At 45.7% G+C, this 14509-nt stretch carries 13 protein-coding genes; 5 read left to right on the forward strand and 8 right to left on the reverse strand.

Annotated features, from left to right (window positions below; translation table 11 throughout):
* The coding region (locus tag PLH26_RS13580; protein WP_324586570.1) for a hypothetical protein at positions 1–302 on the forward strand (302 nt) is incomplete at its 5' end.
* 20 nt (positions 303–322) lie between these two features.
* Here PLH26_RS13580 and PLH26_RS13585 read toward each other — a convergent pair.
* The 7 genes from PLH26_RS13585 to PLH26_RS13615 all read right to left on the reverse strand — a co-directional run bounded on the left by PLH26_RS13585 (position 323) and on the right by PLH26_RS13615 (position 6753).
* The gene (locus PLH26_RS13585; RefSeq protein ID WP_324586571.1) at positions 323–1468 is read right to left on the reverse strand and encodes an IscS subfamily cysteine desulfurase; all 1146 of its coding nucleotides are present in this window, start codon (positions 1466–1468) and stop codon (positions 323–325) included.
* A gap of 179 nt (positions 1469–1647) precedes the next feature.
* The gene (locus PLH26_RS13590; protein ID WP_324586582.1) at positions 1648–2340 is read right to left on the reverse strand and encodes an alpha/beta hydrolase; all 693 of its coding nucleotides are present in this window, start codon (positions 2338–2340) and stop codon (positions 1648–1650) included.
* Positions 2312–2593 carry a carboxypeptidase-like regulatory domain-containing protein gene (locus PLH26_RS13595; RefSeq protein ID WP_324586572.1) on the reverse strand — a complete coding sequence of 94 codons (282 nt, stop codon included), beginning with the start codon at positions 2591–2593 and terminating at the stop codon, positions 2312–2314. Before PLH26_RS13595 ends, PLH26_RS13590 begins: the two co-directional genes overlap by 29 nt.
* A 357-nt stretch (positions 2594–2950) precedes the next feature.
* A complete protein-coding gene (locus PLH26_RS13600) occupies positions 2951–3766 on the reverse strand; it encodes an SDR family NAD(P)-dependent oxidoreductase (protein WP_324586573.1) in 816 nt (271 codons plus the stop codon).
* Positions 3767–3983: 217 nt separating this feature from the next.
* The gene (locus tag PLH26_RS13605; protein WP_324586574.1) at positions 3984–5009 is read right to left on the reverse strand and encodes a zinc-binding dehydrogenase; all 1026 of its coding nucleotides are present in this window, start codon (positions 5007–5009) and stop codon (positions 3984–3986) included.
* A gap of 156 nt (positions 5010–5165) precedes the next feature.
* Positions 5166–5858 (reverse strand): orotidine 5'-phosphate decarboxylase / HUMPS family protein, encoded by a 693-nt coding sequence (locus PLH26_RS13610; protein ID WP_324586575.1) that lies wholly within the window; start codon positions 5856–5858, stop codon positions 5166–5168.
* Positions 5859–6228: 370 nt separating this feature from the next.
* Positions 6229–6753, reverse strand: coding sequence for a methylated-DNA--[protein]-cysteine S-methyltransferase (locus PLH26_RS13615; protein ID WP_324586576.1), 525 nt, complete (start codon positions 6751–6753; stop codon positions 6229–6231).
* Positions 6754–7086: 333 nt separating this feature from the next.
* On the opposite strand from PLH26_RS13615, the gene PLH26_RS13620 reads away from it, so the two are divergent.
* Both PLH26_RS13620 and PLH26_RS13625 read left to right on the forward strand, forming a co-directional pair.
* Positions 7087–8346 carry a hypothetical protein gene (locus PLH26_RS13620; RefSeq protein ID WP_324586577.1) on the forward strand — a complete coding sequence of 420 codons (1260 nt, stop codon included), beginning with the start codon at positions 7087–7089 and terminating at the stop codon, positions 8344–8346.
* A 197-nt stretch (positions 8347–8543) separates the two neighbouring features.
* The gene (locus tag PLH26_RS13625) at positions 8544–11819 is read left to right on the forward strand and encodes a cytochrome c biogenesis protein (RefSeq protein ID WP_324586578.1); all 3276 of its coding nucleotides are present in this window, start codon (positions 8544–8546) and stop codon (positions 11817–11819) included.
* A 109-nt stretch (positions 11820–11928) separates the two neighbouring features.
* On the opposite strand, the gene PLH26_RS13630 is transcribed toward PLH26_RS13625, so the two are convergent.
* Entirely contained in the window at positions 11929–12645 is a 717-nt protein-coding gene (locus PLH26_RS13630; protein ID WP_324586579.1) for a hypothetical protein, read from the reverse strand.
* Positions 12646–12896: 251 nt separating this feature from the next.
* Between PLH26_RS13630 and PLH26_RS13635 the strand changes: the two genes are divergently transcribed.
* A complete protein-coding gene (locus tag PLH26_RS13635; protein WP_324586580.1) occupies positions 12897–13982 on the forward strand; it encodes a Gfo/Idh/MocA family protein in 1086 nt (361 codons plus the stop codon).
* A 35-nt stretch (positions 13983–14017) separates the two neighbouring features.
* Positions 14018–14314, forward strand: a complete 297-nt coding sequence (locus tag PLH26_RS13640; protein WP_324586581.1) for a hypothetical protein — start codon at positions 14018–14020, stop codon at positions 14312–14314.
* The last annotated feature ends 195 nt before the right edge of the window (positions 14315–14509 follow it).

Below are 14509 nucleotides of genomic sequence, written 5' to 3' on the forward strand. Positions count from 1 at the left end.
AACGAACTGCCCTTTTTTGTCTCATTTTAGCTTATTTTAGTCGGACAATAGTGATATTCAATAAAAAATTGGTGGTGAATGACCAGGCAGATGCATCCGCTACCGGCGCAGCCATGCTGGGGCGCTTTGCAACCGGCCTATCAGAAAATCTCAGTGCCGCCCGCTCATTCTCCGAAGCCGGTAAAACATTTTATCCCCACAGGGAAAAACATAGAATATATATGCGGCAGTTCGCTATTTTTCGATCGCTGTATTTGGCGCTGGAAAAAGAGTTTCCTAAACTCAGGGGGCAAAACCTGTGAGACTTGCAACGCTGCAAACCTCACAGGTTTTGCAGGATCTTTTTTACCGTTTCAACGGCATATTCAATTTCTTCCTGCGTGGTAAATCTTCCCAATCCAAAACGGATGGAACTTTTAGCAAGGTCATCTGCTGCTCCCATTGCTTTCAGTACATGCGACGGTTCGGGATTGGCAGAAGTGCAGGCAGAGCCGGAGGACACGGCTATCGTACGGCTGATCTCTGTTAACAGCCTGTTGCCGGGTATCCCTGCAAAAGATAAATTGGTTACATTAGGAAGGCGGTGCACTCTATTTCCATTTACCGCAACGTTATTCAACTGTAATAAACTTTTTTCAAGCTGGTCCCTTAATCCGCCGATGCGTTTGGATTCTTCATCCATTTTTTGCATGCCCAACGCGCAGCTTTTGCCTAAAGCCACTATGCCGGGCACGTTCAGCGTACCGCTGCGCATGCCTTTTTCATGACCGCCGCCGTCTATCTGAGCTGCCAGCCGAACACGGGGGTTCTTCCTGCGCACATATAAAGCGCCTGCGCCTTTGGGACCGTATATCTTATGTGCCGACAGGCAAAGCAGATCTATATTATCGGACTGCACATCAACGGGTATTTTACCTGCAGCCTGCGTGGCGTCTGTAAAGAAAATAATTTCATGCTGTTTAGCGATAGCGCCTATTTCCTTCACCGGCTGCAGCACGCCCGTTTCATTGTTGGCCGTCATAATGCTGATGAGCACTGTATTTGGCCGGATCGCTGCCTTCAGCAAATTCAAATCAATTATCCCCTCACGGTTCACCTCCAGGCAAGTCAGCTCCGCACCCGATCTTTCCAAATGTTTGCAGGTATCCAGCACCGCTTTGTGTTCGGTAGCACAGGTTATAATATGATTGCCTTTTGTGGAATACATTTCATATACCCCTTTCATGGCCAGGTTAATGGCTTCGGTAGCGCCGGATGTAAAAACAATTTCAGAAGGTGCTGCATGTATCAGTTGCGCCACCTGTTCGCGTGCCTGGGTCACCGCTTCTTCAGCTACCCAGCCAAAACTATGATTGCGGCTGGCAGCATTGCCGAAATGCTCCGTAAAGTAAGGGAGCATGGCTTGCAGCACTTCCGGATCAACCGGTGTAGTAGCATTGTTATCCAAGTATACGGGGAGCTTTAACATATTCGTTCCAAATGAGTATGACCAAAATTACTTGAAATAAAAAAGAAATGTGGGAAATGTGGTGAATGTGGAGATGTGAAAATGAAGCGGTCGGTACGCGACAGATGGAGCGTCAGACCGCAGCGGGTGAATGTGAGGAATGTGGAAATTGAGAATTTTAAAATTTAATATCCAATGAGTTATCTTAATTCCTGTAATGCTTTTGCAAAAGTTGGGATCCCTGTGTCCATATGCTCGAATGACGGGAATACTTCGGTGATCAATTTTATGTTTTTATATTTTTCATCATTCATATACTTTACAAACAAATCAAAATATTCATGAACTGTTGTATCTTCCTTTAATTCATTTTCGCCGATGGTCAAAATCAAAGCTTGAGGATCGGCACTGCCCGGCTCAGTATTTTGTAACGTTTTAAAAAGATATTGGTCGCCATAATACAATGACGGGCTGGCAGCAACGTACTGCTTAAATGTATTATTGCTGTTCAATAATCCCTGTTGCATGGCAAACAAGGTAAAATACCCTCCCAATGAATGTCCCATCAAACTACGGTCAGCGGTATCAGTGCGATAGGTTTTGTCAATAAACGGTATGAGTTCGGTTTTTATAAACGCCAGGAACCGGTCAGCGCCTCCGCTTATGGGAAAACTGTCCTGTGGCGCTGCCTGGGGAAATGTATAATCCCTGTTCCGCAATGAATCCATGAGAAAAGCATTCTTATAACCGATACCTACCAGGATCGCATCTTTTTTTTGCTTTCCTATTTCTTCGGCAACTGCATCAAAATAAGCATTGCCATCCAGCAAATAAACGACACTGAAATTTCTTTTCCGTTTTGCATTATGGTTGCCGGGCAGATTTATGAAGATCGGGAAGCTGTCTTTTACGGATGCCGACCATAGAGAATGTCAGCGTATCCACTTCGTTTTGTGCCGGTATTTCAATTGAGAAAGTTCCGTTTGCCCGGGATACTGTACCAATATTTTTATTTTTGATGCCTATATTCACATAAGATAGCGGCGCCTTCGTTTCAGCATCATATACCACTCCCCTTATAACGGTTTGTGTAAAGGTTGTTGCATGTAATGAGAAAAAAAATAAAACCAGTAATAATTTAGGCACCGTACTATATTTTTTGTTTTACTCTTTCTTATTAGATCAAAGGGGCTTGACTACTATCTTTTTCGAATTTCGAACTTTCCGCTTTGAATTTAGCATTCTCTACGGGCAGGTTTGCAATTATTGTTTTTTGTGATTTGAGTAGAAAGGTAACCTGTAGGGTGTAAGTATTGTAGGTTTCATCTATAATTTTTATAGCCCTTTCATGCTTTCCTTCAAATGCGGTCTGACCTTCCTTTCGTCAGGTACCGACCACATCTTGGAACAGGTTACAAGTTTCAGGTTTGTATTCCTTCGGATTTAGAGCTTCCGGCTTCGGATTTATTTATTTGGTTCTTGTAATTTGGTTCTTGTAATTTATTATTTGGTATTTCCCCCGGGTTTCACCGGTATAGTAGAAGTATCCTTCGGCGGATTGCGGCCGATGAACGGGTATTGTTCCAGGGTCATCACCTGCCCGCTTATGGGGCCGCATTCATCGGCCAGCCAGTATACAGCGGCAGCGGCAATTTCTGCCGGCCAAATGATACGGCCTGCAGGTGCATACACGTTGGGCAGATCTTTATACCAGTCGTCTGGCAGTCCGTGCTCGCGTTTACGGATAGCCTCATTTTCGGTAAGCACCCACCCGGGATTGATCTGGTTCACCCTTACGCCGTCTTCCCTGAAAAGCGTATCGCCCAGGTTTTGGGTGAGTGTCATTAAACCACCTTTTGATATACTGTATGCCATCAAATTGGGCTCACCGCTAAAGGCGTTTACCGATCCGATATTGAGCACACAGCCGCTTTGTTTGCGAAGATGCGGCAATGCGGCTTTTATTAATGCAAAAGGAGCAATGGTATTGACCTCTAATATTTTTCTCAAAAAATCAAGATCGGTGGTATGTATATTGGAAGAAGCCACAATAGCCGCGTTATTGACCACGGCATCTAATTGTCCATACGTATTAACAGCCATATCCACCAGCCGCTGCGGCGCACCTTCATTGCTGATGTCTTCTATAAGCAGCACCGCTTTATCTTTTCCCAACTCTGCCACAACCGCTTCGCCCCATTCTTTTTCCAACCCGTGAATTACCACACGGGCGCCTTCCGCCACGCAGCGTTGCGCAATGGCTTTTCCAATACCCGTGCAACTTCCGGTGATGATGATTACTTTGTTTTGTAAACGCATTGGAAGAATAGTTTATAGTTTATGGTTAGTGGTTTATGGTTCTTTATACCCCAGGCTTCAAAGCTAATAGCTAACGGGAAGGATAGTTTATGGTTTGTTGTTTACAGTTTATGGTTCTTTACACTCCAGGCTTCCAAACCAATAGCCGGCAGGAGGAAAAGCGTATGGTTTAGTATTGCTGTTAACTACAAATAATAAACCATAAACTACAAACTGGCTACACTGGTTTCAACACGCTCTTCACCACCTCTCCTTTATGCATTTTTTCAAATGCCTCGTGCCATTCGGTTACGGGCCATACGCCGCCGATAATGGGCTTTACATCCAATTGTCCGCTTGCCAGCAGGGCGATCACTCTTTCCCATATTGGCCAGTTATGACTGAAGCTGCCCTGCAGGGTTACATTTTTTTGTACCAGCTGGTCGAGCGAAAAGCCCAATGGTTGCGGACCCCAGCCTACTTTTGCGATATGCCCCTTGGGACGTACCAGTTGCATGGCCATCTTCAGGGTAATACTGGCCCCTGCAGCATCAATGACACAATCTGCACCCAATCCATCCCGTTGCGTAGCCCAGGCGGTTGCATCGCTTATGATGGCTTCACAACCATATTGTTTTGCTATTTCAAGGCGGTGTTTGTCGGCTTCCAGTCCTACAATGGCTACTTCTGCACCACAGAGCCCTGCCATTGCCGCACAAAGAATACCGATGGTGCCGGGCCCCAAAACAATTACCCTGTCGCCGGGCTTCAGCCTGCTGTTTTCCACCACAGCATTAAATGCCACACAGCAGGGCTCTGTTAAACAGGCCTGCTCAAATGCCAACTGGTCGGGTACACGGTGAAGGCACCGGGCCGGGACGCGTACGTATTTTGTCATGGCACCATTTACGCCATAACCAAAACCCTTGCGCGAAGGATCCAAATTATACAAACCGCTCCTGGTCATGGGACTGTTGGGATCTATTACCGCTGCTGTTTCACTCACCACACGGTCGCCTTCCTTCCAGCCCGCTACACGGCTGCCCAAAGCCACAATATGCCCGCCAAATTCGTGTCCCAGAACCACGGGGTAGTTTACATGCCAGCTGTGATCGGCTGTCCATTGGTGCAGGTCACTGCCGCAAACGCCCACATTGGCCACTTCCAATAATACATCGTCTTCACCGATCTCCGGCTGCGCTATTTCACGGATCTCAACCGACCCTTTCTCCGGTGCATAATTTACTACTGCTGCTGATTTCATATAACGATTTAAAATTTATGATTTGAAATTTGATATTAAGCCGACTGTGGCGCCAGGGCTAAGGCATCAGCCATAACCCAATTAAACTGCTTATTTGAAATCTGATCCTGATATCAATGATGCACAGCATGTGCCGAAACGAATACATCTCAAATTTCAAATTTCTCCATACGCATGTATTTTTTCACAGATCAGGCGCAATGAGCTTTCAAGGTCGCCATCGGCGGTTTTAAATGCATCGGCATCAATGGTAAGCGGTGCACCCAGCACCACTAATGGCGCCCCATACTCCGGGCAACGGATGGCTTGTTCCAGGCTCAGTCCGCCCACTGCCTGTACAGGAACAGTAACCGCATTCACTACTTCGCGCAACTGGTCCAGCGGACTGGGCATACGTTTACCCTGCGCCGCTATGCCCCGTCTTTCGTCGTAACCTATATGATGGATCACATAATCACAACCCAGGTCTTCCAACCATTTACCCGCCGCAACCATATCGGGGCATCCCAGGTTGTCGCCCATTACTTTCGCACCAAAATCTTTCCCTGCTTTTACCACGCATTTAATGGTTTCTTCATGCGCTCTTGCCATTACAACCACGTGTGTAGCACCGGCCTTTGCCATCATTTCGGCTTCAAGATAACCGCCGTCCATTGTTTTTAAATCGGCTACAATGGGAATACCGGGAAAAGCTTCGCGCAATTTTCGAACGCCATGCAGACCTTCTGCAAGGATCAATGGCGTGCCCGCCTCCAGCCAGTCTACACCGGCACGCATGGCCAATGCGGCTGTTTCAAGGGCTTCATCAATATTTGTAAGATCCAGGGAAATTTGAACTACGGGTTTCATACTATATTATTTTAAACAAACGGTTACTATCACACGCCAAATATAAGCTATTCATAAAGAGCTTATTTCAAAATGTATATACTCAAAGTCCCGCATTGGCCGCACGCAACCGGTTCATGCCGCTGCTTTTTCTGCCAGGAACATACAGTAAGCCGGTAATTTGAAAATGAAAAGAAGGGATATAAGAACGGGCTTCCCCCCTTCGGATTGATATTTGAAATTTAAGATTTGAGATCAGACCGGGTTCCGGGTTTGCAGCCTCATACCTTAAACCTGCGGTGAGAAGCGGGAAGAGAAATTTTTTACCTTTCCCGTCTATCGTTCCTCCTCTTCTCCCTGCACCCTGAAACCTGCAACTTGCAACCATACTTCACCAGTCTCCCAGCTCCTGCACCCCGTATGCATATTTCGCTTCATGATCCAGCAGCCATTTTTTTCGCCACAGATCGCCGCCATAGCCCACCAGGCTTCCGTTGGCGCCGATCACACGATGACAGGGCACTACAATGCTCAATTGATTTTTTCCATTGGTGGTTCCCACCGCACGAATGGCTTTTATATTGCCTGTTCGTTTGGCTAACTCCATGTAAGAAATGGTTCTCCCGAATGGTATTTCCAGCAGCGCATTCCATATCTTTTGCTGAAACGCAGTACCCTCCTGCGTAAAAGGAAAATCAAATACCCGCCGCTTCCCTTCAAAATATTCATCTAACTGTGCGGTACATAATTTCACAAGAGCACTGTGCCCGCTATCCCTCATTTCATCCTCATCAAGCTTCGGCCCTTTCCATGCGTTTACAAACAGTATGGCATGAATGGCTTCAGCAGAGCTTTTAATCTGAAGTGTGCCAACAGGAGAATCATGATATGTTACGAACGACCTGGTTGTAATCATTTGGATAATACTTTCTGCACAAGCCGGCAAATTTAAAACAATTCCTATCCTGTCTTACTACCGTTGATAACTTTTTGCTGTGGCAGCAATAACGGTTCCTACCCTCATATCAATTTTTCCAAAATATTTTTTAAACCTGTTTGCCGGCTGACAAATTGTTATCAGGACAAGATAACTTCAAATAATTGATGATACATTGACGGGAAGATTAAACTTTATCCTTTTGTAACCAAATTGAGTGTTATTCATCTAATCTTACTGAAACCGGGGTTCGATTGAATTCAGCATCACTGGAAGATTATTATTAACGCACAATAAACAGAAAAAAAGATCATGAAAAAAGAGCTTATGATTTCTACGCTGCTGCTAATTGCTATGGTTAGTCTTTTTAGTTGTAAAAAAAATGATCGTGGACGCATTCCTCCCGGTAAGGGCGACGTAAATTTACCCCCATTGGATCCGCAATTGGTTCAGCAGGGTCAGGAGGTATTCCGATACGAGACTTTTGGCGATGAAACGTTTTGGACAGATCAGTTACATATGAACGAGGTCATAGAAGCCGCAGTAAGTCCCAGTACCGCTTTGGCTGTGGGTTTAAAGGTAGATGCTTCTGCTTTGCCGGCCGCTGTTGTTGCCGCAATACAAGCAGGCCAGGTTGATTTAGATGACCCTCAAACCACGCTTGTGCTGTTACAAAACAATGCTGTGGTTGGGGTAAAAGGGCAGGTAAGCCAAAACCCGGATGGTACTTTAACGTTGGTCAGAATGGGAATTACCTGCGCGCTGTGTCATTCAACTGTTGACGACTCGTTTGCGCCAGGTATAGGGGAGCGTTTGGACGGTTGGCCAAACAGGGATCTAAACCCTGGTTTGATCATCTCTTTGTCTCCCGCCTTAGACCAGGCTACAAAAGATATTTACGCTTCCTGGAAGCCTGGTTTTTACGACCCCAGATTCAACCATGATGGCCTGAATAACCCGGTTGTCATCCCACCTGCATATGGTTTATACGGCCTTCCCAAAGCAATTTTCACCGGTGACGGGGATGTAGAACATGAGCCTGCGGGACCTGTGGCTTACTGGAACAGGTATGTAGCGGTTACCCAAATGCACGGCCACGGTTATTTTGCTGATGCACGTCTTGACGGCTGGGTAGTTGATCACAGGGAAGGTGATGATTTGGTAACAGATAAACTTCCGGCTTTACAGGCATATCAATATTCTATTGCAGCGCCTGAACCACCTGCCAATTCATTTGACGCTGCTGCCGCGGCTAAAGGCAAAGTGCTTTTTATGGGTAAAGCACAGTGCGCGAGTTGTCATTCCGGGCCTTTATTTACCGATGTTACAGACGGTGGAAAATTACATCCTCAAAGCGCCTCCGTGGCGGTGGATAAAGATTATGTAAACCGGTCGGCCACAAAGCAGTGGAGAGTTACACCATTAAAAGGTATCTGGCAACACCCTCCTTATTTTCACGATGGCTCTGCAGAAACCCTGGCTGACGTAGTAACAAGATACAATGAAGTAAAAGATCTTAAGTTAAGTACTGCCGAAAAGGCCGATCTTACTGAATATCTGAAATCCCTGTAGGCATGGTAGTGTAAAAAATAAAAAATTAACCAATCAGATATACCGCTTTTGTATGCATCTCTTTAGGGGACCCAATCCCAAAAGGAAAAACGCCTTAAAGAGATGCTTTTTTTATCAAAATCCGGCACTGATAAAATGTGTGCCGCTTACAAAAATCCCCCGCAAATTGAGACGAGGTTTAAATCGTTGGAAACGAAATGAAACGCCTGAAAAAAATCCTGTTCTCCACCCGTACCATGACGGTTCTTCTGCTATTGTTCGGCATTTCTATGGCCGTTGCAACTTTTGTGGAAAATGACTATGATACAGCTACTGCAAAAACACTCATTTACAATTCGGCATGGTTTGAGATCCTGATGCTTTGGCTGATCATTTTGTTCGCTGCAAATATTAAAACCTACAGTCTTACAAAAAGAGAAAAATGGCCGCTGCTGGTATTTCACCTGGCTTTTATTTTTATGTTCATTGGAGGCGCCATCACACGCTACATCAGTTTTGAAGGACAAATGCCGATCAAAGAAAGGCAGACCACCAATGAAATTATAAGCGACCTCACTTATTTCCAACTGAATGTAACCGATGGAAAGAAAACACTCAGGTATGACAAACACCCCTACATGATGTCTTATTTTAATGCTAAAGACACCAGGTGGCCTTTCAAAAGAACCTTTGAACAGGATTACCGGTTTGACAATAAAACCATTTCTTTAAAAACCCTCGATTATATTCCGCTGGCTAAAGACTCTGTGCAAACAACGGAATCCGGAAAGAAGATCCTCAACATTGTATCTATAGCACAGGGAGGCAGATTGAATAATTATATTCCCGAAGGTGAAATCAAAAACATTGACGGAACGATATTCAGTTTCAACAACCCCGCACAGGGCGCCGTTCAATTAACAGAAAAGGATGGTATCCTAACGATTGCCTCTCCGGTCAACGCGCAGTATATGTCTATGGAAGGACAGCAAATGGGTATGGTAACCGATCCTGCATTATTGGCTCAACATTCCGGCAACATTAAAGCAAATGAGCCCGCTAACCTCAATCACAGGGCACTTTATACCATTGATAATGCCCGTTTTATCATTCCAAAAAAATCTTTCAAAGGAAAAATAGTCTATTACAACGGGGACAAAAATGACCCGGCGGATAAAAATCTTTTGAGCGCCATCCAGGTAGAATTGAACTCAGGAAATGAAAGCGACACACTGTTGATCAAAGGCGGACAGGGCGTTACCGGATTCAATAAAACCGTAAGCATCAATGGGCTGAATGTGTCTTTGGGATTTGGTTCCAAAATACTCTATACGGATTTCTCTTTGCGTTGTGATGATTTTCTGCTCGATCGTTATCCGGGGTCAAACAACCCGTCATCTTATGAAAGTAAGATAACAGTCATTGACGGAGGAACGGAAGAACAGCATGTCATTTTTATGAATAATGTGATGGATTACCGGGGATACCGGTTTTTTCAGGCAAGTTATTTCCCTGATGAAAGCGGGACCATCCTTTCTGTAAATGCAGACAGGTGGGGTACCAATGTTACTTACTTTGGATATTTCCTGTTGTTTACAGGACTGTTTTTCACGCTGTTCTGGAAAGGCACTCATTTCTGGAAATTGAATCATTCATTAAAAAAAATGCACAGGAAAAGTTTTATTCTTTTGCCTTTTTTATTGCTTTTGGCGCCCGGAATAAATCCCTCTTTCGCCCAGAACAGTACAGCCGCAACAAATGATATGACGACCGTTCCGCGGCATGAACCAGGACCAGCCGACCAGTTTGCAAAACCCGGTGAGCTGGATTCCAACAGAATTATTGACCCGGCTCATGCTAAAAAATTCGGACATCTCCTGGTTCAGGATTTTCAGGGCCGTATTAAACCTGTGAATACACACACGCTGGAAATGCTCAGGAAGATTTACAAGAAAGATGCATATCAAAAAGGGCCGCTCACCCTGTCTTCGGAACAATGGTTTATTTCCATGCAGGTTGACCCAGGGTATTGGGCCAATGAACCACTGATTAAAGTAAGTCAAAAAGGAGGTGATGAACTGATAAAAGAAACCGGCGCCAATGCAGAAGGTTATACTTCTTATACGAACCTTGTAGACCCGAATACCGGAATATTTAAGCTGGAAAAACAGTATAACAAATCTTTCAGCAAGCGAAAAGCCAACCAGTCCAATTACGACAAGGGGGTTATAGAAGTTACAGAACGATTCAATATTTTTAGCAGTATCGCTTTTGGATATTATACCCGGATCATTCCTGTAAAAAATGATCCGGCACAAACATGGAGGAGTTGGATCTATAGCTCTGAAGAAAGCGCTGTAGAAATTGACCAGACAGCTTATCCTCTTCTGACCAATTATTTTAACGGAGTAAAAGAAGGTCTGAAAACCGGGAACTATAACAATGCGGATAAAAGCATTGAAGACATCCGTGAATACCAGCAGGTTTGGGGAAAAAAGATCGTTCCGTCGAGCTCAAAAGTCAATCTGGAAATTCTCTATAATCATCTGAACGTTTTCTTTTGGCTGATGATAGCGTACAGCTTTTTGGGCATGTGTATGATCATGCTTGGTTTTGCGGAAGTGTTTTCGTCGGGGTCAAAATATAATCGCATGATCCGTATGCTCACCAAAGCGCTGTTGGCAATAATGATCGCAGCGCTGGCCATTCAGGGGATAACTTTAGCCGTTCGCTGGTATCTTTCCGGGCATGCTCCCTGGAGCAACGGCTATGAGGCTATTGTATTTATTTCCGGTATCGGTGTGCTCTCGGGACTGCTTCTTTACAGGAACCGCAATGCCTTTATTCCTGCAGCCGGAGCTTTGGTTGCCATGATCATGATGGGGTTTGCGCACGGAGGATCCATGCTCGATCCGCAGATCACTCCTCTGGAACCGGTTCTAAAATCCTATTGGCTTATGGTTCATGTAGGCATCATCACTTCCAGTTACGGATTCTTTGGGCTGTCGGCTGTATTGAGCGTGATTTCATTAATACTGTTCAGCGCAAAACCCACTAACAAAATAGCGCATTCCATCAAGGAGATGACCATAGTCAATGAAATGGCTTTAACCGTAGGACTCTTTGCCCTTTCCATAGGTACTTTTTTGGGAGGAATGTGGGCCAACGAAAGCTGGGGGAGGTATTGGAGCTGGGATCCCAAAGAAACCTGGGCATTTATTTCGGTTATATTTTATGCCGTGGTACTCCACCTGAGACTGGTTCCGAAACTCAGGGGTAAACTAACTTTTAATATTGTGAGCCTGTGGGCGATATGGTCAATTATATTTACTTACTTCGGGGTAAATTACTATCTGTCCGGATTACATTCCTATGCTGCCGGTGACCCTATACCAATTCCCGCCTGGATCTACCTTACTGCAGCAGGAATGCTCATTTTATCTTTGACGGCTTATTTTAGAAACACAAAAAGCGGGAAACAGAAATTAATGTAGCTAAAGCCTGCAGGTACAGGAACTACTGAACATCGTTAAGTGAGACAGATCTCGAAGGATTATAACGATTTGAAATTTGCTCTTCTTTTGCCGGGCGGCAAAGAACCAGTCACAAGTTATTTTTTACGCTGTGGAATTGGTCAACGTATGCTGCCAGCTCTAAAAGCGGGAGCAACCCTTCCAGTTCTTCCTTTGCCGACGGCATATCATGAAAGTCGTAGCTGCGCACTTTTGTCGCACAGTCGTATTCACCAAGAATATTGTCGAGCAAAAGCAGTCCGCCATAGGCTACCTGGTTATAGTTTTCTTCCGTTATGCCCTTTGCATAAATGATCAGGTCGAGGGTGTCGCCATTGATTACGGGAAAGAATTTCATTTGTTCGGGGTCCAGTTCGTGATGCTGTGCTTTCAGTTTCATTCTCCTTAATTGTTCCGGGGCCATCCTTTGCCGGAAAGCGATGAACTTCCATCCTTTTATTGCAGGTGCCTTGTTAACCACCTGCCGAACAAGTTCAAACAGGTCTTCATTTCCATCGGCAGAAACCGTCATGCGAATGATGCCATTTTGGGGTGGCTCCAGCTCAATGGCAAGTCCTGACCGTATTTTCTTTACCTGTTCCAGCAACTCGTTCAAACAGGCATTGGGGTTTTCCTCAAATTTCCTGAGCCGTTTTTCATTTGCTTTGAACCATTTCCAAAAATTTGCTGTGGGGTCTTTCTTTATAAAAACCGCGGTTGCAGCATACCCATTACCGGGCTCGTTGCCGGCTGCATAAATTGCCGGTATAAAGAGAATTGCCGGTATAAGTAGTAAAAGCCGCTTCATGACATTGCATCAAAGTTAACTGAATCGTCACATTACTACCCTGAAAACATCGAAGCGGGATCGTTTCAAAAGAAGAGAACTGCTTTTCCGGAGAAACCTCTGCAGCCCGGTTCCCACGTCTCCCAACGGCAGGAGCTATATGTACCGGGTTTTGGGCGCATATAACAGAAATGCCCGCAGGAAACGAAAACCGGCAGGTACAAATCATAAACTTCCGAACTTCTTCCTACCTTAACGGAAAATTTTATATTATGCCTGCCCGCACGAAAAACAATTCACGCAGAAAATTTATACAGCATACGGCGCTTGCCGCTTCAGGCTTTTTTATTGTACCACGGTATGTGCTGGGAAAAGGATATACCGCTCCCAGCGATAAATTAAATATCGCCGGCATAGGTGTGGGCGGTAAAGCGGAAGTAAACCTGCCTTATGCATTTAATAAAGGATCGGATAATATAGTAGCGCTTTGCGATGTGGATGACCGCCAGGCGGTAAACGGGCGGAAGCGATGGCCCAAAGCGCCCTATTATAAAGATTTCCGGCAGATGCTTGAAAAGGAAAGTAAAAACATTGATGCAGTGATCATTACCACGCCCGACCATATGCATTTTGTGCAGGCCATGGCTGCCCTGCAGTCAGGCAAACATGTGTATTGCGAAAAACCGCTCACCCACGATATTTACGAAGCCCGGATGCTTACCCGCGCCGCGGCAAAATACAAAGTGGTTACTCAAATGGGCAACCAGGGCAGCAGCGGCGACGACACCCGCCTTATTGAAACCTGGGTGCAGGACGGGATCATCGGCGATGTGCATACCGTGCATGTATGGACGAACCGCCCCACCTGGCCCCAGGGCGTACCCGCTCCCACGGGAAAGCATAGTGTACCCAAAGAATTAGATTGGGAGCTGTGGCTGGGCACAGCGCCTTCCAGGGAGTATAATCCCGCTTACCTGCCGGCCATATGGCGGGGCTGGGTTGATTTTGGAACGGGCTCGCTTGGTGATATGGGTTGTCATTTTATTGATGTGCCCTACCGCGCATTGAAGCTGGGTTACCCGGTTGCAGTGGAGACCAGCGTGGGCTCGGTATATACAGGGTTTTTTGAAGAAGCCATTTACACCGACAGCTATCCCCCTTCTGCCAAAACACATATACAGTTCCCGGCAAGGGAAAACATGCCTGCGGTTGAAATGGTTTGGTATGCCCTGTTGAACTGCTTCCCGATGAAGAAATGGGCGAATACGACGGCGGGATCATTTTTGAAGGCACAAAGGGGAAGATCATGGCCGGGCTCTTTGGCCGTAACCCAACGCTGCTGCCCACCCGAAAAATGAAGGAAACCGAACTTCCGAAATCAAAATTTGCTTTCGTGGAAGAAGGTACCGAAGGACACCAGCAGCAATGGGTAAAGGCCTGCAAGCAGGGATTTGGCGCGTATACAAGCTCTTCTTTTGATAAATCGGGACCATTAACCGAAACCGTACTCATGGGTAACCTTGCGGTGCACAGCTATAATCATTTTGAAACGGATGCAAAAGGCAACCGGAAATTCCACGGCAGGAAACAATTGCTCTGGGATGGCGAAAATATGCGCATCACCAATTTTGAACCGGCCAACCAGTTTGTAAGAAGAAAATACAGGGGGAGTTGGGGAAGCGGGTGGTGAATTGTAAGGGATACGTGGTAAGCGAGCAGTGGATACATTTAGATCAGTCATCAGGTGAATCAGGCTGTCATCACTACACGATGTTCTTGTATACCTCAAGCGCTTTTTCCAGGCAATCCATTGCCTTATGAATTGCCTGCGTATTGAGCACATAGGCAAGGCGCACTTCCTGTTTCCCAAGTCCGGGCGTTCCGT

The organism is Agriterribacter sp. (genome assembly GCF_035444585.1).
Taxonomy (GTDB): Bacteria; Bacteroidota; Bacteroidia; order Chitinophagales; family Chitinophagaceae; genus Agriterribacter.

Excerpts from the sequence above, each read along its gene's own strand:
- PLH26_RS13620 (WP_324586577.1), top strand. The coding sequence starts at position 7,087 with ATGAAAAAAGAGCTTATGATTTCTACGCTGCTGCTAATTGCTATGGTT.
- PLH26_RS13635 (WP_324586580.1), top strand. The coding sequence starts at position 12,897 with ATGCCTGCCCGCACGAAAAACAATTCACGCAGAAAATTTATACAGCAT.
- PLH26_RS13630 (WP_324586579.1), bottom strand. The coding sequence starts at position 12,645 with ATGAAGCGGCTTTTACTACTTATACCGGCAATTCTCTTTATACCGGCA.
- PLH26_RS13625 (WP_324586578.1), top strand. The coding sequence starts at position 8,544 with ATGAAACGCCTGAAAAAAATCCTGTTCTCCACCCGTACCATGACGGTT.
- PLH26_RS13600 (WP_324586573.1), bottom strand. The coding sequence starts at position 3,766 with ATGCGTTTACAAAACAAAGTAATCATCATCACCGGAAGTTGCACGGGT.
- PLH26_RS13605 (WP_324586574.1), bottom strand. The coding sequence starts at position 5,009 with ATGAAATCAGCAGCAGTAGTAAATTATGCACCGGAGAAAGGGTCGGTT.
- PLH26_RS13615 (WP_324586576.1), bottom strand. The coding sequence starts at position 6,753 with ATGATTACAACCAGGTCGTTCGTAACATATCATGATTCTCCTGTTGGC.
- PLH26_RS13610 (WP_324586575.1), bottom strand. The coding sequence starts at position 5,858 with ATGAAACCCGTAGTTCAAATTTCCCTGGATCTTACAAATATTGATGAA.
- PLH26_RS13585 (WP_324586571.1), bottom strand. The coding sequence starts at position 1,468 with ATGTTAAAGCTCCCCGTATACTTGGATAACAATGCTACTACACCGGTT.